Here is an 18,715-nt window from a genome sequence, read left to right on the forward strand (position 1 = left end):
TGATTAATAATACATATAAAGCATTATTTTCGAATTTGAACTCTCAATAACTTTTTCAAGTCTTTTAAAAAACACTTCACTTACCATAGGGCAGCCATGGCTGTTTATAATATAATATTCTTTTTCTTCATCAGGAACTTCTTTATAACGATGCAATACGATAGCTCTTTTCAATGCGTTGCTATTAGTTTCATCAAGACCATTAAGCCTGAAAGCTTTACCAAAAACACCACTATATGATTTTTCAATAGAATATCGGCCTAGTGAAGAACAGTTAGAATTTGGTGTATTGCTAAATTGCAGAATATCGCCTTTTATTCCTGTCTCTGATCCTGAACCATGTGCAACAAGCCCCTGGTCAATTATCTGGTCATTCTCAAGATCATAAACAAAAAAACGATTCTTTCCTGATTTGATTTTCATATCTACAAGAAAAGCAATTTTTTTGCTGTAAGTGCGGTTTGCAGAAGTAAAAGATTTGATCTCGCTTACATGATTTGTAAGTCGTGCGAATTCAACTTCAGATAACATTTCTTTTTTATCTGTTACATTATAAGTAGTAAAAGAAGTTAAAGAAAAAAGCAGTGCCATAAAAAATATTTTCATACGCAACAGTAAATTTTAAGTTAAACAGCAGATTGGGATTGCCTTATCACAAATATTATTTTTACTTATATTTTGATGTTGCAAATTTATCAATAAATTTTACACAATTCCCATCTTTCATAAGTTAAATATATTATAAATATTTGACAACATGAACTTTACATGAATTTATTTTTCAAAAATCACTCTTTTTAACAAAAACCGTTAGATAAATAAGTAGGAAATTAAGTTGTTTTAATTTGGAACAACGTAAAAAGTCCCATTCGCCGCGGCGAATGGGACTTCTAGTTAAGAGACATATGAAATCTTAAATCGTTTTAACGCCAACCCAGTTCTGGGGCGATATATTTTAGTATAGAAGACAATATATGTACGTTATAATCAACGCCCAATGTATTTGGAATGGTTAGCAATATTGTATCCGCTTCCTGAATAGCTTCATCCTGAGCCAGCTCTGCGATGAGTTTATCCGGCTCAGCTGCATAACTTTTTCCGAAGATTGCCCGTTTATCTCTTTCAATATTACCAAAACTGTCTGAACCCTTAGCCTGATTACCAAAGTAATACTTATCCTGATCGTTGACCAGTGCAAAAATAGAACGGCTTACCGAAACTCTTGGCTGGTGCTCATGTCCTGCTTTTTTCCAGGCTTCTTTATACAGCCTGATTTGTTCTGCCTGTTGGATATGGAAAGGTTTACCATTTTCGTCGTATTTCAGGGTAGAACTTTGCAGGTGCATCCCGTTTTCGGCTGCCCAGATAGCTGTGGCATTAGAGGCTGCTCCCCACCAGATACGATCTCGTAATCCTTCTGAATGCGGCTCTAAACGTAATAATCCCGGCGGATTTGGAAACATCGGATACGGGTTTGGTTCTGCAAATCCCTCACCTTTAAGACCATCCAAAAATTCTAAAGCCTTTCTGCGACCCATATCAGCATCAGTTTCACCTTCCTTAGGTTCATAACCAAAAGAGCGCCAGCCGTCTATGACCTGCTCCGGCGATCCTCTGCTGATTCCTAATTGTAAACGTCCTCCTGAAATTAAGTCTGCAGCACTAGCATCTTCCACCATATATAGCGGATTCTCATATCGCATATCAATCACGCCCGTTCCAATTTCAATTTTACTCGTTTTAGCACCGATGGCCGAAAGTAAAGGAAAAGGCGAAGCAAGCTGTGTTGCAAAATGATGAACACGGAAATAAGCACCGTCTAAACCAATTTCCTCTGCAGCAACAGCCAGATCAATCGACTGAAGCAATGTATCAGCCGCTGTACGAGTTTGATAGGATGGATGATTGGCCCAATGCCCAAATGATAAAAATCCTATTTTTTTCATAGATCCTATTATTATTTTACAATTTTAAATATACGAATAGAAAAGAATTTTTTCCTATTATTTATTCTTTTGTAGTGTATCAGCAAATTTAATTGTAGTACTTCTACATCTTATAATTAAGAAATAAAAGTAACGAATTTATCTATTGAAGTTCTCACTTTTTTTAGGTTTACCAGCCAGTCAGCGGTTTCATCTCTATATCCTAAAGGAAGCAATACAACACTTTTAAGACCCTGTTTATTTAATTCTAATATTTTATCCAATTCAAGCGGCAAAAATCCTTCAATTGGTGTAGCATCTACATTTTGCTCAGCGGCGGCCGCGATTGCTATACCAAATGATATGTATGCTTGTTTGGCCGCATGATTTGCATGCCATTCCTGACCTAAAGGTTCGTACATTGACCATAGCCTTTCTTTGTAAGCATCCATTGCATCTAATGGCAAACCGCGTTCCAAAACCGTCTTATTAAATACAGCTTCTATTCTTTCCAGAGAATAACCATCCCAGGCTGCAAAAACTAATAAATGAGATGCATCTGTAATTTGACTTTGGTCAAAACTAATTGCTTTTATCTTTTCTAATAATTCCTTATTTGAGATAACAAATATTTGATAAGGCTGCAAACCAGATGATGAAGGTGATAATCTTGCGGCTTCTAATATATAATCAAGTTTTTCCTGAGGAATAACTTTTCCATTCATTTTCTTCGTGGCATATCTCCACTTTAGGGCATCTAACAATTTCATTTTAATTACATTTTTAATTCATATCTCAAAAATACAACTATTTTAATTGTTTAAGCAGCTTAAAAAACATCTTCATTTTAATAAATAATATTTTTTTTAATGAAACAAAGTTGCATTTAAAAATAAGAATTTTATATTTGTACTGACGATTGTTCAGAATGAAAAAGAAATTTAAATTTATTACTCTTTTTATGCCGCTGCTGGTAGTATTTGCAATACTATTTCCGGCAATACATTCTTATGAACATATACAGAATCATAATTCTGCACATAAAAGTTCAATACAACATCATTCAGATAAAAGCGAATTTAAAATACACGATCATTCTACTGAAGAATGTTCGATCTGTCATTTTAAATTTAGTCCGGTTAGTACATTCTCTTTTGTACATTTTGATTTTTATAAAAGCTTTAGCATTACTACAAATGTTGGCTTTTATTTCAAAGCCTACTCTTCCTTTTTTAAAGGATCCCTTTTTGCGCTTCGTGCACCACCCGGAATTTAAATTAATAAGCAATCATTTCACGATGATGTACACGCATTTTTTATTTAGAATTGAATGCTGTCGAAAACCTAATTGTTTTTTATGTCTTTGTTTTTTTGAAAGTTTCATTGCTTTCAGGATTTCTATATTCATAAATAACAATTTAAGACAGAATTAAACTGATTCGATATTATAAATTCGGCTTCAAATTCAATTCAAAATAAAAACCTAAAAACCATTTAGGCACATGCCGTATGTTACGTTTTTAAACCAGGTAAAATAGATTTCAATTCTAAATTGATATTGAATTCTTATTTGGTTTCAAAAGTGAAACGCTTATTTCCCAAGATGCTTATTAGAGCATAATCACACCATTAGTTTATAAAATTACGTAATGCCATCATTGCTATTCTGAAATAGCTGTGCTGTATTGTTGTATCGTTTTCTTTCGTAACCCAATTTAATATTTATGAATACAATCCAGACCAAATCAAAAAACATGAAAATACTACAAATTGCCTTTTCGCTTCTTGCAATGTCTTTTTTTGTTACTGCCTGTTCAAGCGATAATGAGCAAATTGACACAGAATATCCGGTTATTGATATTTCTGCTTCAAATACTTTTCCTGTGCAATGCAGTGAAATTACACGCGGACAAAAAATCACCTTCAGAACAAAATTTACAGACAATGCCCAATTAGGTTCTTACAGTCTTGATATTCACCACAATTTTGATCATCATACACATAGTACAGAAGTCAATGATTGTGTATCAGATCCAATTAAAAAACCTGTAAATCCATTGCTTTATATTAATTCTGTAACAATTCCCGCCGGGCAAAAAAGTTACGAGGCCGTTCAGGAAATCAGCATTCCACAGGATATTGATCCCGGAGATTATCATTTTTTAATCCGCCTGACGGATAAAGAAGGCTGGCAGACCATTAAAGGTTTAAGCATTAAAATTTTATAAGCTGATTTTGATGTATAAAACCAAATTAAATAGATTCCGAATTTTTTGTCTGCTTTTTTGTTTTGCTATAGTTTCAAAAACTGCAGCGCAATCTATTCGTATATCAGGTAAAGTACTTTCCAGTGAAAGGGGTTCGCTGGAAGGTCTTACCGTTATTATTCAGCCCGGTAATTTAACCACAATTACAGACAAAAAGGGTCGTTTTTATTTTACAAATATTCCAAAAAATTCGAAAAGCTTAACGATAAACTACACGGGTTATCTGCCTTATGAAATAAAGCTTTCACTGAAAGAAAGTGCCGTTTTATTACCGGATATTTTCTTAAAACCAGACATAAAAGAATTAGAAGAAGTGATTGTTTCCGATAATTTTGGCTTTCGCCGAAAAAAAGAAGAATCGCTAAATATCGAAACCGTAAACAGCAGTTTTATCCAGAGAAATCTCGGCGGAAGCCTGATGCAATCGCTACAGAGAATTCCCGGCGTTAAAACGATTTCCATTGGTTCCGGAGGTTCAAAACCTTTAATCCGCGGACTCAGTTTTAATCAGGTTATTGTGGTTGAAAACGGCATTAAACACGAAGGCCAGCAATGGGGCGCAGATCACGGACTAGAAATCGATCAATATGCGGTAAATCGTGTCGAAATTATCAAAGGTCCCTCCTCTTTTATTTACGGATCTGATGCTATTGGCGGAGCAATCAATATAAAACCCGTTCCCGTGCCTGCAAAAAACACATTAGGCGGAAGCATTGATTTTACCGGGAAAAGTAACAACGAACAATTTGGCGGATCGATTAATCTGTTTGGGCGCAATGAAAAATGGTTTTTCGATACCCGAATGACGGTTATGGATTACGGCGATTATCGTGTTCCCACAGATACGGTTCATGTTTACAATTATGCCGTTCCGTTGTATAAAAATCGCCTGCGAAATACCGCAGGACGCGAACTCGATTTGCATGCAAGTACAGGATATGTTTCCGAAAAATTTAAATCGGTTTTATATGCGAGTAATGTTTATAGTAAAAGCGGCTTTTTTGCCAATGCACACGGACTTGAACCTCGAAATGTTGATGCTGAACTTCACGACAAATCGAGCCGTGATATTTTGATGCCTTTCCAGGAAGTAACACATACTAAAATCAGTAATACAACTTCTTTTCAGGTAGGAAATCATCAGCTGGAAACACAATTGGGATTTCAGAAGAATTTCCGTCGCGAATGGAGCCATTATGTCAATCATGGTTTTATGCCGCCCCTATATCCTGATGATATGTATGCACCTCATAATCTGGAAAGACAGTACTATAAAGAAGTTTTTTCTATCGCAATTAAAGATGAATTTTCGATAAATAAACATCAGTTTACTGTTGGAATCAATGGCGAAAAACAGCAGAATACTATTAATGGCTGGAGTTTTTTAATTCCTGCTTTCCAGCAAATTACGGCGGGATTATTTGCTTATGATAAAATCCAGGTCAGTGATTTATGGCTGCTTCATGGCGCTGTTCGACTCGATTATGGTAAAATCGAAATGGAGCAATACAACGATTGGTTTCTAAGTGAAATTACGGAAAATGGTCAGACAACGTCTCAATATTTAAAACGTTCAGATGATTTGAACAGAACATTTCAAAGTTTTAATTGGTCAGCGGGAGTGAATTATAATCCGGGGAAACTGGCGTTAAAAGCAAATCTGGGAACGAGTTTTAGAATGCCGATTGCAAAAGAACTGGCTTCAAACGGTGTCAATTATCATTATTTCAGATTTGAAAAAGGAAACCCTGATTTATCTGCAGAACGTTCGTATCAATTAGATTTTGGTATGGAATGGCAGGAAAATAAATGGTCTTTTCAACTGAGTCCGTTTTTTAATTATTTCCCCAATTATATTTATCTGAATCCCACTTCGCAACATGATATTTATTACGGAGCAGGAAATCAGGTATTTGAATATGAGCAAAGTAAAGTTATGCGATACGGTGGGGAATTGCAAACGCGTTATCAGTTTATGACTGGTTTAAGTGTCGAAATTCTGGCCGAATATCTTTATTCTGAACAATTATCTGGAAACAAAAAAGGTTATACACTTCCCTTCTCTCCTCCTGCTTCGGTTTTGTTTGGGATGACGTACAGTCCGGAAATCAAGAATTTAAGAGATACTTATTTTTCGCTTGATTATCGTTATACCGCTGCGCAAAACCAGATTGTTCCTCCCGAAAAGAAAACCGCGAGCAGTAATGTTTTCAACCTTGCTTTAGGAACTAAATTAAAAACCGGAAGACAGGATTTTACAATCAGCCTGCAGGTTCAAAACCTGTTTAATACCAAATACCTCAATCACACGAGTTTTTACCGGTTAATCGAACTTCCTGAGGCAAGCCGAAATATTATTCTGTCGGTAAAAGTGCCGTTTTTAATTCATCAATAAAAATTTTAAATCAAATTAATAAATCCTAAATCTTATGAAAAAAGTAAAATTATTTCTTCTGTTATCCATTGTGGCTGTTTCGTTTACTGCCTGTGATAATGATGAAAACCCGGAAGCTGCAAAACCCACAGCTGAAAACATTGAAATTGGAACCGCCAATAACAAACGAGCCTTAATTGGTCGTGATTTTCATTTTAATGCCGATGTTGTTGCTGGCGATAAAATTGCCGATGTACAGCTAAAAATCCTTCCGAAAAGTGGAGAAACCTACACAAAAGACTGGAAACTGGAGTTTAAGTGGGCTGAATACATCGGAACAAAAAACACCAATGTACATAAACATTTTACGATTCCTGCAGATGCTCCCGAAGGTAAATTTGATTTCTATTTTATTGTCTTGGATGAAAATGGAACCCAACTCGAAATTAAGGAAGAAATTACGATTACAGATCCCGCGAATATGCCTGCTGATCCTTTAATAGGACGCGATATGATTTCCAGAAACGACGATCTGATTTATTATATGGAAACCTGGGTGGAGCCGGAATTAATCTTCAAAAAAAATGATTTGCTTACAGCCCATGCGCAGGTTAGCCAGATTGTGGGCGACGGAATTTTATATTCTGGTTTAATCAAAAAAAGCCTGAATTACCATCCAGAAAGCATTGATAATCTTGATTTTAAAAAAGTAATTGTGATTTCAAAAGTTGAACATAAAGGCCTTGCTCCTGCTTCAAAAATTGCTACGCTTCAAAAAATAAATGACGTATGGGGCGGAGAAAGCATCACTATTGGCGCTGATAAAGATGCTATTGGCGAAGCAACAACTTTAGATAAATCATGGCAATCCGGTCAATACAATTGGGTAATTCTTTATAAAAATACCACATACAATTTGAGCGTCTATAAATCGATGCCAATTACCATTAGTTTCTAATTAAACCCAAATATTAATTTAAATACATTTTACAATGAAAAACAATTATTTCAAACTGATTTTCTTATTTGCTTTATCGACTTTCATAATCTCCTGTAGTAATGATGACGACAACAATGTTGAAACTCCCGACGAAACGCTTTCAGAATTTAAATACCTTAGAATTTTACTTTCTGATGAAAAAACAAATGAAATTACATTGGTAAATCCGGTTGATGCCACAACAAGTTCTTTTAATGCAAAGTTTGCAAAATCTGCTCTTTATACTACAGAATCTGGCAGATATGCAGGAATAGTGCATAGAGCTGACAACACGGTTGAAACTTTTGACAGCGGTTTTGAAAGTCATGGCGATCATGTTGATTTAGACGGTCTTCCGCAATTTGGTGCTTTGACAGGAAAATCACTTTTGCCAACACATTTTAAAAGTAAAATAGGCGAATTATTGACTTTTAATGATGGTGATGGAACATTGTCTGTGGCAAAAGAAGCTGAAATTAATACTCCAGGTGCGGTATTTAAAGTGATAAATGCAGGGCTTTTGGCGCATCACGGTGCAATGGCGACTTTTACTAACGGAGCTTATGCCATTACTGAAAAGGATAATTCGATTACAGGAACGCTTCCTGAAAAAGTAAAAATTATAGACAATACCGGTAAAACACTTTTTGATGCCACAATTGTTACCAAAGGAATTCACGGAAATGCTTCTGATGGAACTTATGCTGTTTTTGGTTCTGCTAGTGGAGTTCTTGTGGTTGAAAGTACAGGGAAACAAAAATTGATTGCACTTCCTGAAGATTTTGGAACTGCCTGGTTTGGAAGTATTTTAGAAACTTCAACGAAAGGGAAATTTGTAGGTTACACTGCCGCAAAAGGAGCTTATTTAATTGATGTTGCAAACAGCACAATTAAACCAATTTTGCAAAATACAACTATCATGCAATGTAAAGTAAGCTACAATGATAGCAAACTGGGAATTTTATTGCATTCCGGAGAATTCAAACTATTCAACCTAAACAGTTTATCAGTTGAAAAAGAAGGAAAGATCATCGCCGAAACTGCAACTGACGCTACTTTAAAACCACAAATCCAGTTAACAGAGAATTTTGCTTACATCACATCTCCAAATACGGGAGAGTTATTGCAATTGAATTTGACTTTAATGGAAATTACGAAGAAAATTAAGGTTTCAAAAACTCCTTATATGATTACAATTCTTGGGTTTGAAAACAGTGAAAGTCACTAATTTTTAATCTGATAATATAAAACAAGCTGCCAATGGCAGCTTGTTTTTTTTAGGTTAAAACTTCTATTTCAGCGGTACTTAATTTGAATATTTTTCAATCTGGATAAATGTCTGTCTACTAAACTAACATTATTTTTTGGTTCCTTTTACAGGTTGTTTCGTGCTTACGGTATCCTTAGTTTGAGATGAAGTATATGTTGAACCATCTTTAGCACTTTCTCCGGGACCACTTCCTGTACCCTGAGTAGATTCTCTCTTGGTAGCAGTTCCTGGGTCCGAAATACTTCCCGCTCCGGTAACCCCTTCAGATTCAGTTCCTGTTGCGCCAGTTGTATTTGTACCGGTTGTATTTGAACCTTTATTTTCAGTGGTGTCTGCAGCAGTAGTATCGGGAGTTTGTCTAGTGTCAATTTCATCACTATACCCATCTTTATTATTTTTACATGAAAGTAAAAATCCTATTATCAGTACAGTTAAAACAATTTTTAATTTAGATAGCGTTTTCATAATATTATTGTTTGTTCGTTATATTTCAAATTTAGAAATATGATAAACTAAACATTTATATAATTTGAATTGTATTTTATATCCTTTAACGCAAGTGGTTGTTTAAAAAATGCTAAAAGTTCGTAACATTCCAGAGGTTATTTAAAAGATTTAAAGAACTCGTAGGCTCTTGTCTCTGCGTATGAATACGTTGAATTGCGCAGTGGAAAAGCACAATGTCCTCCGTACTTTGGGGTTTCAAGATACACATACAGACTGTCCTTTGCGATAGCAGTTGGGTAACATCTTTCTCCCAAAAAAGGATCATCGAGAGAATTAATAATTAAAACCGGAATGGTAATATTTTTAAGGGAGAATTCTGGAGAAACACGTTGATAATAGTCGTCACGGCTGGCAAAACCATGCAGTGGTGCTGTAAAATAATGATCCACTTCATCAAAAGAAGTAATACTGTCAATTTGATCACGGTTTATAAAATCAGGAAATTGTGCCGCTTTGTATTTTAGCTTTTTTTAATATCGATTGTAAAATTCTTTAAATAAACCCTGTTAAACCCTTGTTTGAGTACAGCAGCGCTTGTAGCAATATGAGTAGGCACTGAAATGGAAACTCCTGCTTTTACGCGTTCATCCATTTTTGTCCAGCCAAAATAATTTAAAAGCTGAACACCTCCCATTGAATATCCAATCAAATAAACATCTTCAAATCCTTTTTTCAGGACAAACTGAACTACTTCATCAAGATCATCAACTGCGCCATGATGATAAAGTCTCGGCAATCGGTTCATTTCTCCTCCGCAGGTACGGTTATTCCAGGCGAAAACTGAAAAACCTTTCTCCTGAAAATAAGTTGCACAGCTATTATTATAAGTTCTGCGGGAATCACCTTCTAAGCCATGGCACAAAATCACTGCTTTTTTAGGATCATTTAGAATAAAATCTATATTAATAAAATCCCCGTCATTTAATTCATGTTTTTCTCTTGTGTATCCCGGAACTTCAAACTTTTTAAATAAAGCAGCGTAAATAGTAGAGATATGCCTGTTCCGATGAATAATCGGAGGAAAATTATATTCTGATTGTTCAATTACAGGCATGATAAAAAAGTTTTTGGTGCTTATACAAAGCTAACAAATCAATCAATGTAATTTAAAAACTTTCTTTTTTTATTTCATTTTTAATAAATTAAAAAAAATAGACCCGTTTAATAACAAAATATAACTTTTGGGAGGTAAAACTCACGATATCAAATTAAATGAACTAATTCCCCAAAAAATGATTATCCGTTAGTGTTTTCATAAACGAAATAAGATTGCTCTTTTCTTCTTCGGTGAGTGGTATTTTGTTGCCATTATTTTTAAAAACCGGGTCAAGATTATCGGCTTCTAAAACGCCATTATCAAAATAATCTAAAACCGATTTTAAGGTAGAAAACTGTCCAAAACTTCCGTAAGGTGCTGTATATTCGATATTTCTTAAAGTAGGAACCCGAAAACTCATATAATCAGAAGCAAGGCCCGTAACTCTTCCTCGTCCGGCTTCATTGGTATTTGTGTTTACAGGAAAGCCAATATTTCTAAAACTTTGATCTGTAAATAATTCTGTACCATGACAACTTGCGCATTTTTGCTGAAATATCTCATATCCCTTCGCTTCACTTGTGGTAAAGGATTCTCCTTCATTTCGTTTTACTTTGTCATATTTGCTGTTGGCAGAAATTAGCGTGTACTCAAACTGTGCTATACTTTTGTAAATTCTTTCGGGTGTAATACTTTCATCTCCAAATGTTTTTTGGAACAAATCTTTATAATCCGGATCATCCTTAATTTTCTCTATTACTTCCAGAATTGAAGAATCCATTTCTTCATGAGTTATAATGGGAACTAATGGCTGCGTTTCGAGCTGAAGTTTACTTCCATCCCAATTATAAAATTTCATAAACATTAAATTCTGAAGTGATGGTGCATTTCGCAGTCCAATTCTTCCTTCAATTCCAATCGCTTGCGGATTATGATCTGCAAAAGCATTCGACTGAATGTGGCAGCTGGAACAGGAAATAGTATTATCTGTACTGAATCTTTTTTCAGAGAAAAGTTTTTCTCCTAATGCTACACCATATTTTGTTGGTTTATTTAAACGCACAAAACTATTCACTTCCGGAAATCCAGAAGGAATATGTAATGTAATTTCAGGATTGTTTATATAAATCATTTCAGAATCATCATTATTACAAGATGTTAATAACGATATTACTGATAAGAAAACAATTATTTTTTTCATTAGAAATGAATTAAAAAATAGAGTCGTCTCAAATTACATCAAGACGACTCTAAAATATAGTTTTAGTTTTCTACGGCAGTAACAGAAAACATTCCGCTGATATCGCTTGAACCATTTCCACCCAAATTATCAACAAACTTCACCATTTGAGCAGCAGTATGAACGTTTGGAGTTGCATTATCATTCATCCCCGTTCCTGTAGATAAAGTAATTGTATTGATTTTTCCGCTTAACAATTTATCAAAGTCAGCTGCAATTTTAATTTTTGGTGCTTTACTTCCAACAATTGCCTTTGTACTAAGATTTAAAGTAATATCTCTGTATGCATTTACACCCTGAGTATAAGCTCCTTCAGTTCCTTCAACAGTACTTCCTGTGTGAATTGACATTGCTTTATTATCGGTATCATAAAAGCCTTCTACTTTTGTAAAACGGTATCCACTTCCCCATTCCCACATCATTTCTGTATCGTTAGCGCCTGCAGCTGCATAGAAATTAGGAAATCTAACCTGGTCTAAAGTATTTTGTTCCGGTTTGATTCCTAAACCAAATTTAATCTGCTTATAAGTCGCCGACGGAATATTATTTAAAACATAACTTAAAGAAGCCGTTTTTGCCTGATCGATAACTGCTGCACCTTTATCCAAATCATTTATGTTATATGGAACTTCATCCCCGTTGTCTTTTATAAGGCGGATATTACTGATTACATATTTTAATTCTGAAAAATGATGCACTTGTCCTGCAGCCGAGGTATTGGCTGTTACAGAAGTTGAAGCTGCATTCCCTAAAACGATAGTAGTGTTTTTAAAAGTATTATTGAATTCCAGCGTCACATTGTTTGCCACAGGAGTATCATCATCACTAGAGCAAGATACGAATGCCAACATAGCCACTGACAACAAAAGGTATTTTTTGAAATTTTGCATTTTTATTAATTTAATTATTATAATTCTATTTATTGAGTCTTGGTTAACAGCAATTAAAAAGAGGCGGCGGTACAAAGATTTCCAGATAAGGCTCAAAATGAATTCCTTCTTTATAAATTAATATTTTAGTTGAATTTATATTTTTTAAGATTTCAGGCTTAAATTTTATTTCCGAAATCAAAACAAAATCAATCTTTTTACTGATACCATTAAGTTCTAAATCGTTGTTTTTTTCTGATTTTTTAAGCTCTTTTTTCAAATGGCATTTACCATGGCATTGCAGTTGAGGTTTAGTTTTATTAATACAAAACTCTTTTTCAATGTCCTTTTGATTCAGTTTAAAGTGTACAATAATCAATGCCTGCTGGAAAGAAACCAGCAGAAACAGCATTGTCATTGTGATACTAAAAACTTTTTTCATCATTAGAAGTTGAATTTTAAGGAAGTAAAAATATTACGTCCCATTCTCGGAATATTTCCCCAATCTGCATAAGTGCTGTAATATTCATTTAATAAATTTTCTGCACCAACCTGAACAACCGTTTTTACTTTATTAATTTTGAAAGTATAATTGGCAGAAATATTCCAAATGGTGTAAGCAGATGTCTGGTCTTCTCCGTATTCCGGACTGTAATTAATTTGTGCAAAATCACCATTTACAGAAGTCTGGATACCAAAATTTTTATGCATAAAATGAAGAGAAGTCTGGTAACTTAACGGACGAATAAAAGGCAGGTTTCCTTCTTTATCATCCATTCCGCGTGCATAAGTTAGGGTTCCTTTCCAATGTAAGTGCTGTAAAATATCATAAGCGGCATTCATCGACATATTAAAAAGCGTTGCATAATCTAATGAAGTATACCCTTTTACGCCAACCGATTGATAGTTCATCGGACTTCCCATGCTTAAAACCCTGCCAATAATATAATTTTGGATGTAGAAATAATTTACTTTTCCCTGAATGCTTAATCTTTCATTTTTAAAACCTGCGCTTGCATTTCCTTCATACGAAATTTCATTTTTTAAATTTGGATCTCCGATATAATCATAACGATCAAAACTATTGTAAATGTAATATCCATAACCTTCAGAAACAGAAGGTGCTCTGTGTCCGTAACCTGTTCCAACAGAAAAATTAAACTGGTCAATATCCAATTGATATCCTGCATGCAAACTTGGTAAAAATCTCGTTTTTTCCTGAGGCGCACCCGGATGAAAAATCCAGTTGAATTCTACATATTTAGAATAATTGTAATTTACTCCTAAAGATCCGCCTAAACTCAGCTGGCTTTTCTCTGAAATGTCCCAGTAATTATTCATAGAAAGTCCGCCATATCTCGTAGTAACCCACGGCCAGCTGTAAGCAAACATTGATCTCTTGCTTCTATCCTGCGGGTACATTCGCATTTCTGCAATCGACAAATTATCGTATGCATTCAATTGTATTTCAGAAGAATAACTATTCTTTTTTACGTTTGCTTTAGAAACCAGTCCGTATGTAGTACTCCAGCCCGGCATATCCATGTGAACCAGATTTTCAGGACGCGTTGTATCATCCATATAATGTTCTATCGCATTAAAATAAACCTTACTATCAATAACTCTTACCAAACCTTCTTTAAATAATTGTTTATAAGAAGCCGAAGTTATTAGCGCTCTCGAAAGTGATAAATCCATTGGCAATGCAGGAAAGCCAACATCCTTTGCCATATCAAAAATCGCATCTAATCTAACCGATGATAAATCACTGGTTTTGTACGCGAAACCCAACGAGGTATTAAATTTTTTATATTGTGAATGTTTTACTTCATCATCATTCCCGTCATAATAATTATCTGCTTTTCTATACGAAATACTTCCATCAGCAACAAATTTATTGCTTGAGTAAGAGACATTTCCAAGATTGAAAAACTGTTTATTATTAAACTCAAATCCGCTTTGATAGCTTCCATTCCATTTTCTTTCTGTGCTAAATGGCGTGCTTCTTCTTTTAAATCAATACTTCCGGCTACTGTCGCGCCATGAAGGCTTCCTTCCTGCCCTGATTTAATGTCAATTGCAGCAAGATTATTGCTTTCTACATAAGATGTTATCGGATCCATTTTATCGGTGCAGGCTCCAAAAATATGCATCCCGTCAATGGTAACCGTCGAACGTTCTGTACTCATGTTATTTAGCAAGGGTTCCCACGCATAAGCGCCACGTTTTATGAAACTTATATTATCCGAAGAAGATAAAAATTCATCTACCGAAACTGCCATTTTCATCTCTGTTTCGATCTTCTTTTTGGCAGCGTTTTTTACGGTTACTTCCTCCAGATTTTTTATACTGTCATGATGTACATGTGCATTTTGGGCAGTTACAGATATTCCAAAAAAAGTAATGCTATTGATATATATTTCATGATATTAAAATAAAGTATCAATATAAAGTTCACTTTTTACACCTTCAACTCCGGGTGTAAAATCTGTTGGAACAACCGTTCCTTTTAAGATCAATCCGTTTTGATTCATCATAATTAAATTCAATGTCCAGTTTCCGGTCATCGTATAATTGACTACGCCATGATATAAACCATCACTTTGCTGTGTTAAATCCTGATTATTTGGCGAAGAATGATTTCCCATTGAAGGCTCGGGCATTCTTGGATCTAATTTCAAGGTATAACCCGTTACTGCTGAATAAGAAAATTGCGACGGATCAGGAAAAGTTCCTGCGGGAGTTGCTGGCTTATTGTATTTATAGATTCCGGCAACCAATTTGTTTTCTGCAACTGTTGGTTTTTGTGGCGAAACCAATGCAATAAAGTATTGTTCATTATCTTTTCCTGTAAAAGCCGTCATATTAAGATTTTTGTTGCTTTGTTTTTCAACAGAAACCTCTTTATTAATCTCATATTTTTGATTCTCAACTGTAAAACTCACGTATAATTTCCAGCTTGCAGTTGTTGCGCTTTCTGATGTAAATACAGAATAACTATTGTAATAGCCATTTGAAGCATTATATTCTAAATTATATTGATGTGGGCATGAATTTGTATTTCCATCAGTATTAGTCATTACAGGCAAAAAAGTAACTTCGGAGGCACTTACATTTTGATTAGTCTGCGTATTTGTAACTTTTAAGTGAAGCTCATTATAACCTCTGTAAAAAGTTCCGTTTAAGGCCTCAATACTAATTTTATAAATGCCGCTGGTCAAAGAAACAGCTTCTTTAAATTCATAATATTCAGGAACTTCAGAGTCTATTTCTGCTTCGTAATCTGTTTTGTCGATTGTACAGGAAGTAATCACAAAAAATATTGCGATTACTAAAAAATTAAAAGATTTCATTAAAATGAATTTTATAAAAACTGTTTAAAATGAGCACAAAGACATAAGCTGAAAATCAAACATAAGCTTGTGCAGTGAATTTGAAGAGGTATCGAAAAACACAAATAGATTGCATTAATCAATTAAGATCAATAGTTTTCAAATAAAATAAGAAACAGAAAAATGCTGTGTTTAAATACAAGTAAGACAGTAACATTGAAATAGTTACAATGTCAAAATTTTAAATTTGAAAGATTGATCTATGCGAAATAGAGAGGAGGATGAAATGTAAGATTAGAAGCCCCTATTGGTTTCTTTTCAAACAAAATAGAAGAATTATTTTTTGATTCGATTACAGGAACTATATCAAAATTAACTTCAAGTGTATTTTGAACATATACAAGCTCCGTTTTTTCTTTTAAGCTGTCCTGCATTTTTCTTTCGTTATCAGAATATTTTTTGATGCTTTTTTGAAGTTCACATCGACCATTACAACTGTTAAAAGCTAATTTACGCTGTACACAAATCGTTTTGGCGATCTCTGTCTGATTCATTTTGAAGGAAGCATATATAAACAAACTGCCAAATGACGGTGCCATAATCAGAAAAGAAAGTAATAAGATAAAAAACCTTTTCAACTATTTGCTTGATTTATATATTCAGCAAAAATACATCATTTTTACTTTTATTTAAGGAAACTTCTTGTTTTATTAAACAAAAAATTATTATTCACTCATTGCCAAGTGTTTATTTATCAGCTATATTTCGAAATCTTGTATAAGCGGCTATCATTCATTTATTTTCCTGAACACCATTTTCATAGATTCAGGATCAATTGTATTCATTTCTACCAACTTTAATGCTTTAACCATTTTAGTTGTTGTGGTTTTATATTTTTGAAAATGCGGTGTTTTTAAATGTGCCTGATAAGCATCTTTATCACTATATATTTCTATTATTCTTATTTGAGTAGAATCACTTTTTTGATACATAGGAAAGATTGCCAAAACGCCGGGTTCTAACTTTACAGAAGCAGCCGACTCTTCTTTTAATATGGCTATATATTGTGCTAAATGTTCGGGATAAATTTCAATTTCTGCAATACGAACCATCATATCTTTTTTTGGGCAGATATAGAACCGGAAATAAGAAATACGGCTGTAAATACTAAACATAAAAATCGACCTTTTGAAAAATTGCTTTGAAGATTCAGGGTTAACTTTTTCATATATAAAAATTCAACTTTAATTAGTCTATTGATGTTGAATTATCTTAAGACATCTAATAGACATACAATTTACTTATTTTCTTTGTATTATTAATCTATCCTCCTTAGAACTTCTTGTTTTAGTTGAAAATTTTTCATTGTATTTACACATACCGATCGGTATTTGTACTATATTTGTCATAAATCGCTATAAGCAAACATTATGAATACTTCTGAAATTATTTTAGATAAAGTAGCTCCTATTTTTAACAAACAAGGATATGTTGGAACCAGCCTGACAGATATTACAAAGGCAACAGGTCTTACAAAAGGTGCGATTTACTGTAATTTTTTGAATAAAGAAGATTTAGCATTAAAGTCATTTCAACTAAATGTAAACCTTGCAATAACTCCCTTATTCAAGCTGGTTGCCAGCAAAGAAGGCAGTTTAAATAAGCTTCATACCATAACCGAATATCAACGCAGTTATTATGATTTGGTGAAAGACAGAGGCGGATGCCCGATGTTGCGTGCAGGAGTTGATACCAAATTTATTAATCCGTTATTGTTTAAAGCAGCGCAAAATTTATCTCAAAAATTTACTATCGGTTTAACCAATATTATCAATGATGGCATTGCTAATAATGAAATTAAACCAAATACCGATCCTGATAAATATGCTAAAATAATTCTATCCTTAATTGAAGGCAGTTCTCTTTTGACTTTTACCCACAATGACCCAGCTTACATAAATGACGCAATGGGTTTTATAGATCAAACTATAATCGAAAGCATCAGCAAATAAAAATTTTTAACCTTTCAGATACCGATCGGTATTTGATGTAATAATTATAAAAATGGAAAAAATATTAAAGACAAAAAGAAAAGTAAGGTTTCAGGATTGTGATCCTTTTAATCATTTGAACAATTCTAAATATTTAGAATATTTTATTAATGTGCGTGAGGATCAAATTGCTGAAAACTATGACCTTGACATATTTGAATATATGAAAACGACGAGACTTAGCTGGGTTGTTGCATCGAATCAGATCAGTTATTTGAAACCGGCTTTTACAATGGAAACGGTATTAATTGAGTCTCAGCTTATTCAATATACTGACAATCTTTTACTGGTTGAAATGAAAATGTGGAATGAAAATGAAACAGAATTAAAAGCAATTCTATGGATAAAATTTATTCAGTACAACATCCAGACAAAAAAGCAGCAAGCCATTCAGAAGATTTGATGAAATTATTTGAATCGGTTGTGTTACCTGTTGATCAGTCTGTTTTTGAAAATAGATATTTAGAAATTATTAAAAATTTAAAAACAAGAACACATGCCTAAACCAGAAACAATTGAACAATTTATAGCAATGGTTGAATCTAACGAACATGATAAAGCGATTGAAAAATTCTACACTATTGATGCCTCTATGCAGGAAAATCAGTCAGAACCACGTGTCGGCAGAGATAATCTTGTTGCTAACGAAAAAAATACACTTCTAAAAGTCAAATCTTTAGTATCAAAATGTATTCGTCCCTATTTTATGAATGGTGATCAGGTTGTTATTCGATGGTATTTTCGATTTGAATGGAAAAATGGAACTATTTCTGAAATTGAAGAAATCGCGTATCAAAACTGGCAGGAAGAACTTATAAAATCAGAAAAGTTCTTTTATGATCCTAAACAATTTACAAGCATATAA

Annotated in this window: 19 protein-coding genes and 1 pseudogene; 8 read left to right on the top strand and 12 right to left on the bottom strand. The window is 33.9% G+C overall.

The window, feature by feature from the left end; genetic code table 11:
* Positions 1-3: 3 nt before the first annotated feature.
* From ACZZZT_RS16425 to ACZZZT_RS16435, 3 genes are all read right to left on the bottom strand, one after another.
* Entirely contained in the window at positions 4-606 is a 603-nt protein-coding gene (locus ACZZZT_RS16425) for a murein L,D-transpeptidase catalytic domain-containing protein (RefSeq protein WP_073394053.1), read from the bottom strand.
* Positions 607-923: 317 nt separating this feature from the next.
* The gene (locus ACZZZT_RS16430; RefSeq protein ID WP_463461178.1) at positions 924-1,946 is read right to left on the bottom strand and encodes an LLM class flavin-dependent oxidoreductase; all 1,023 of its coding nucleotides are present in this window, start codon (positions 1,944-1,946) and stop codon (positions 924-926) included.
* A 116-nt stretch (positions 1,947-2,062) separates the two neighbouring features.
* Positions 2,063-2,695 (bottom strand): NAD(P)H-dependent oxidoreductase, encoded by a 633-nt coding sequence (locus ACZZZT_RS16435; protein ID WP_042567152.1) that lies wholly within the window; start codon positions 2,693-2,695, stop codon positions 2,063-2,065.
* Positions 2,696-2,853: 158 nt separating this feature from the next.
* Here ACZZZT_RS16435 and ACZZZT_RS16440 point away from each other — a divergent pair, with 158 nt between their 5' ends.
* From ACZZZT_RS16440 to ACZZZT_RS16460, 5 genes are all read left to right on the top strand, one after another.
* A complete protein-coding gene (locus ACZZZT_RS16440) occupies positions 2,854-3,201 on the top strand; it encodes a hypothetical protein (RefSeq protein ID WP_463461179.1) in 348 nt (115 codons plus the stop codon).
* Between the two features lie 478 nt (positions 3,202-3,679).
* Complete coding sequence (locus ACZZZT_RS16445; RefSeq protein ID WP_463461180.1) at positions 3,680-4,153, top strand: DUF4625 domain-containing protein; 474 nt, start codon at positions 3,680-3,682, stop codon at positions 4,151-4,153.
* A gap of 10 nt (positions 4,154-4,163) precedes the next feature.
* Positions 4,164-6,587 (top strand): TonB-dependent receptor, encoded by a 2,424-nt coding sequence (locus ACZZZT_RS16450; RefSeq protein ID WP_463461181.1) that lies wholly within the window; start codon positions 4,164-4,166, stop codon positions 6,585-6,587.
* 34 nt (positions 6,588-6,621) lie between these two features.
* Entirely contained in the window at positions 6,622-7,524 is a 903-nt protein-coding gene (locus ACZZZT_RS16455) for a DUF4625 domain-containing protein (protein ID WP_463461182.1), read from the top strand.
* 34 nt (positions 7,525-7,558) lie between these two features.
* On the top strand, positions 7,559-8,773 hold the full coding sequence (locus ACZZZT_RS16460) for a hypothetical protein (protein ID WP_463461183.1): 1,215 nt from the start codon (positions 7,559-7,561) through the stop codon (positions 8,771-8,773).
* A 129-nt stretch (positions 8,774-8,902) separates the two neighbouring features.
* Here ACZZZT_RS16460 and ACZZZT_RS16465 read toward each other — a convergent pair whose 3' ends face one another.
* The 9 genes and pseudogenes from ACZZZT_RS16465 to ACZZZT_RS16505 all read right to left on the bottom strand — a co-directional run bounded on the left by ACZZZT_RS16465 (position 8,903) and on the right by ACZZZT_RS16505 (position 16,974).
* Positions 8,903-9,280 (bottom strand): hypothetical protein, encoded by a 378-nt coding sequence (locus ACZZZT_RS16465; RefSeq protein ID WP_463461184.1) that lies wholly within the window; start codon positions 9,278-9,280, stop codon positions 8,903-8,905.
* 502 nt (positions 9,281-9,782) lie between these two features.
* Positions 9,783-10,376 carry a YheT family hydrolase gene (locus ACZZZT_RS16470; protein WP_463461185.1) on the bottom strand — a complete coding sequence of 198 codons (594 nt, stop codon included), beginning with the start codon at positions 10,374-10,376 and terminating at the stop codon, positions 9,783-9,785.
* Between the two features lie 163 nt (positions 10,377-10,539).
* Positions 10,540-11,559: a cytochrome-c peroxidase gene (locus ACZZZT_RS16475; RefSeq protein WP_463461186.1), complete on the bottom strand. Its 1,020-nt coding sequence runs from the start codon at positions 11,557-11,559 to the stop codon at positions 10,540-10,542.
* A 62-nt stretch (positions 11,560-11,621) separates the two neighbouring features.
* Positions 11,622-12,488 (bottom strand): MbnP family protein, encoded by an 867-nt coding sequence (locus tag ACZZZT_RS16480; protein ID WP_463461187.1) that lies wholly within the window; start codon positions 12,486-12,488, stop codon positions 11,622-11,624.
* A gap of 43 nt (positions 12,489-12,531) precedes the next feature.
* Complete coding sequence (locus ACZZZT_RS16485) at positions 12,532-12,912, bottom strand: hypothetical protein (protein ID WP_463461188.1); 381 nt, start codon at positions 12,910-12,912, stop codon at positions 12,532-12,534.
* A pseudogene (locus tag ACZZZT_RS16490) lies at positions 12,912-14,881 on the bottom strand (TonB-dependent receptor plug domain-containing protein). Before ACZZZT_RS16490 ends, ACZZZT_RS16485 begins: the two are co-directional and overlap by 1 nt.
* Positions 14,882-14,896: 15 nt before the next feature.
* Positions 14,897-15,820: a hypothetical protein gene (locus ACZZZT_RS16495; protein WP_463461189.1), complete on the bottom strand. Its 924-nt coding sequence runs from the start codon at positions 15,818-15,820 to the stop codon at positions 14,897-14,899.
* Positions 15,821-16,059: 239 nt separating this feature from the next.
* Complete coding sequence (locus ACZZZT_RS16500; protein ID WP_463461190.1) at positions 16,060-16,353, bottom strand: hypothetical protein; 294 nt, start codon at positions 16,351-16,353, stop codon at positions 16,060-16,062.
* Positions 16,354-16,587: 234 nt separating this feature from the next.
* Positions 16,588-16,974, bottom strand: a complete 387-nt coding sequence (locus ACZZZT_RS16505; protein ID WP_463461191.1) for a putative quinol monooxygenase — start codon at positions 16,972-16,974, stop codon at positions 16,588-16,590.
* Positions 16,975-17,229: 255 nt separating this feature from the next.
* Between ACZZZT_RS16505 and ACZZZT_RS16510 the strand changes: the two genes are divergently transcribed.
* The 3 genes from ACZZZT_RS16510 (at position 17,230) to ACZZZT_RS16520 (ending at position 18,715) form a co-directional block, all read left to right on the top strand.
* Positions 17,230-17,811 carry a TetR/AcrR family transcriptional regulator gene (locus ACZZZT_RS16510; RefSeq protein WP_463461192.1) on the top strand — a complete coding sequence of 194 codons (582 nt, stop codon included), beginning with the start codon at positions 17,230-17,232 and terminating at the stop codon, positions 17,809-17,811.
* A 52-nt stretch (positions 17,812-17,863) separates the two neighbouring features.
* Positions 17,864-18,253 (top strand): acyl-CoA thioesterase, encoded by a 390-nt coding sequence (locus ACZZZT_RS16515; protein WP_463461193.1) that lies wholly within the window; start codon positions 17,864-17,866, stop codon positions 18,251-18,253.
* A 93-nt stretch (positions 18,254-18,346) separates the two neighbouring features.
* Entirely contained in the window at positions 18,347-18,715 is a 369-nt protein-coding gene (locus ACZZZT_RS16520) for a nuclear transport factor 2 family protein (protein ID WP_463461194.1), read from the top strand.

The organism is Flavobacterium sp. AC274 (assembly GCF_979258275.1).

Bases quoted from the DNA above. Each gene is read 5' to 3' on its own strand.
- ACZZZT_RS16495 (WP_463461189.1), bottom strand. From the start codon at position 15,820: ATGAAATCTTTTAATTTTTTAGTAATCGCAATATTTTTTGTGATTACT.
- ACZZZT_RS16450 (WP_463461181.1), top strand. From the start codon at position 4,164: ATGTATAAAACCAAATTAAATAGATTCCGAATTTTTTGTCTGCTTTTT.
- ACZZZT_RS16485 (WP_463461188.1), bottom strand. From the start codon at position 12,912: ATGATGAAAAAAGTTTTTAGTATCACAATGACAATGCTGTTTCTGCTG.
- ACZZZT_RS16425 (WP_073394053.1), bottom strand. From the start codon at position 606: ATGAAAATATTTTTTATGGCACTGCTTTTTTCTTTAACTTCTTTTACT.
- ACZZZT_RS16480 (WP_463461187.1), bottom strand. From the start codon at position 12,488: ATGCAAAATTTCAAAAAATACCTTTTGTTGTCAGTGGCTATGTTGGCA.
- ACZZZT_RS16465 (WP_463461184.1), bottom strand. From the start codon at position 9,280: ATGAAAACGCTATCTAAATTAAAAATTGTTTTAACTGTACTGATAATA.
- ACZZZT_RS16430 (WP_463461178.1), bottom strand. From the start codon at position 1,946: ATGAAAAAAATAGGATTTTTATCATTTGGGCATTGGGCCAATCATCCA.
- ACZZZT_RS16475 (WP_463461186.1), bottom strand. From the start codon at position 11,559: ATGAAAAAAATAATTGTTTTCTTATCAGTAATATCGTTATTAACATCT.
- ACZZZT_RS16440 (WP_463461179.1), top strand. From the start codon at position 2,854: ATGAAAAAGAAATTTAAATTTATTACTCTTTTTATGCCGCTGCTGGTA.
- ACZZZT_RS16515 (WP_463461193.1), top strand. From the start codon at position 17,864: ATGGAAAAAATATTAAAGACAAAAAGAAAAGTAAGGTTTCAGGATTGT.
- ACZZZT_RS16505 (WP_463461191.1), bottom strand. From the start codon at position 16,974: ATGTTTAGTATTTACAGCCGTATTTCTTATTTCCGGTTCTATATCTGC.
- ACZZZT_RS16435 (WP_042567152.1), bottom strand. From the start codon at position 2,695: ATGAAATTGTTAGATGCCCTAAAGTGGAGATATGCCACGAAGAAAATG.
- ACZZZT_RS16445 (WP_463461180.1), top strand. From the start codon at position 3,680: ATGAAAATACTACAAATTGCCTTTTCGCTTCTTGCAATGTCTTTTTTT.
- ACZZZT_RS16520 (WP_463461194.1), top strand. From the start codon at position 18,347: ATGCCTAAACCAGAAACAATTGAACAATTTATAGCAATGGTTGAATCT.
- ACZZZT_RS16460 (WP_463461183.1), top strand. From the start codon at position 7,559: ATGAAAAACAATTATTTCAAACTGATTTTCTTATTTGCTTTATCGACT.
- ACZZZT_RS16455 (WP_463461182.1), top strand. From the start codon at position 6,622: ATGAAAAAAGTAAAATTATTTCTTCTGTTATCCATTGTGGCTGTTTCG.
- ACZZZT_RS16470 (WP_463461185.1), bottom strand. From the start codon at position 10,376: ATGCCTGTAATTGAACAATCAGAATATAATTTTCCTCCGATTATTCAT.
- ACZZZT_RS16500 (WP_463461190.1), bottom strand. From the start codon at position 16,353: ATGAATCAGACAGAGATCGCCAAAACGATTTGTGTACAGCGTAAATTA.
- ACZZZT_RS16510 (WP_463461192.1), top strand. From the start codon at position 17,230: ATGAATACTTCTGAAATTATTTTAGATAAAGTAGCTCCTATTTTTAAC.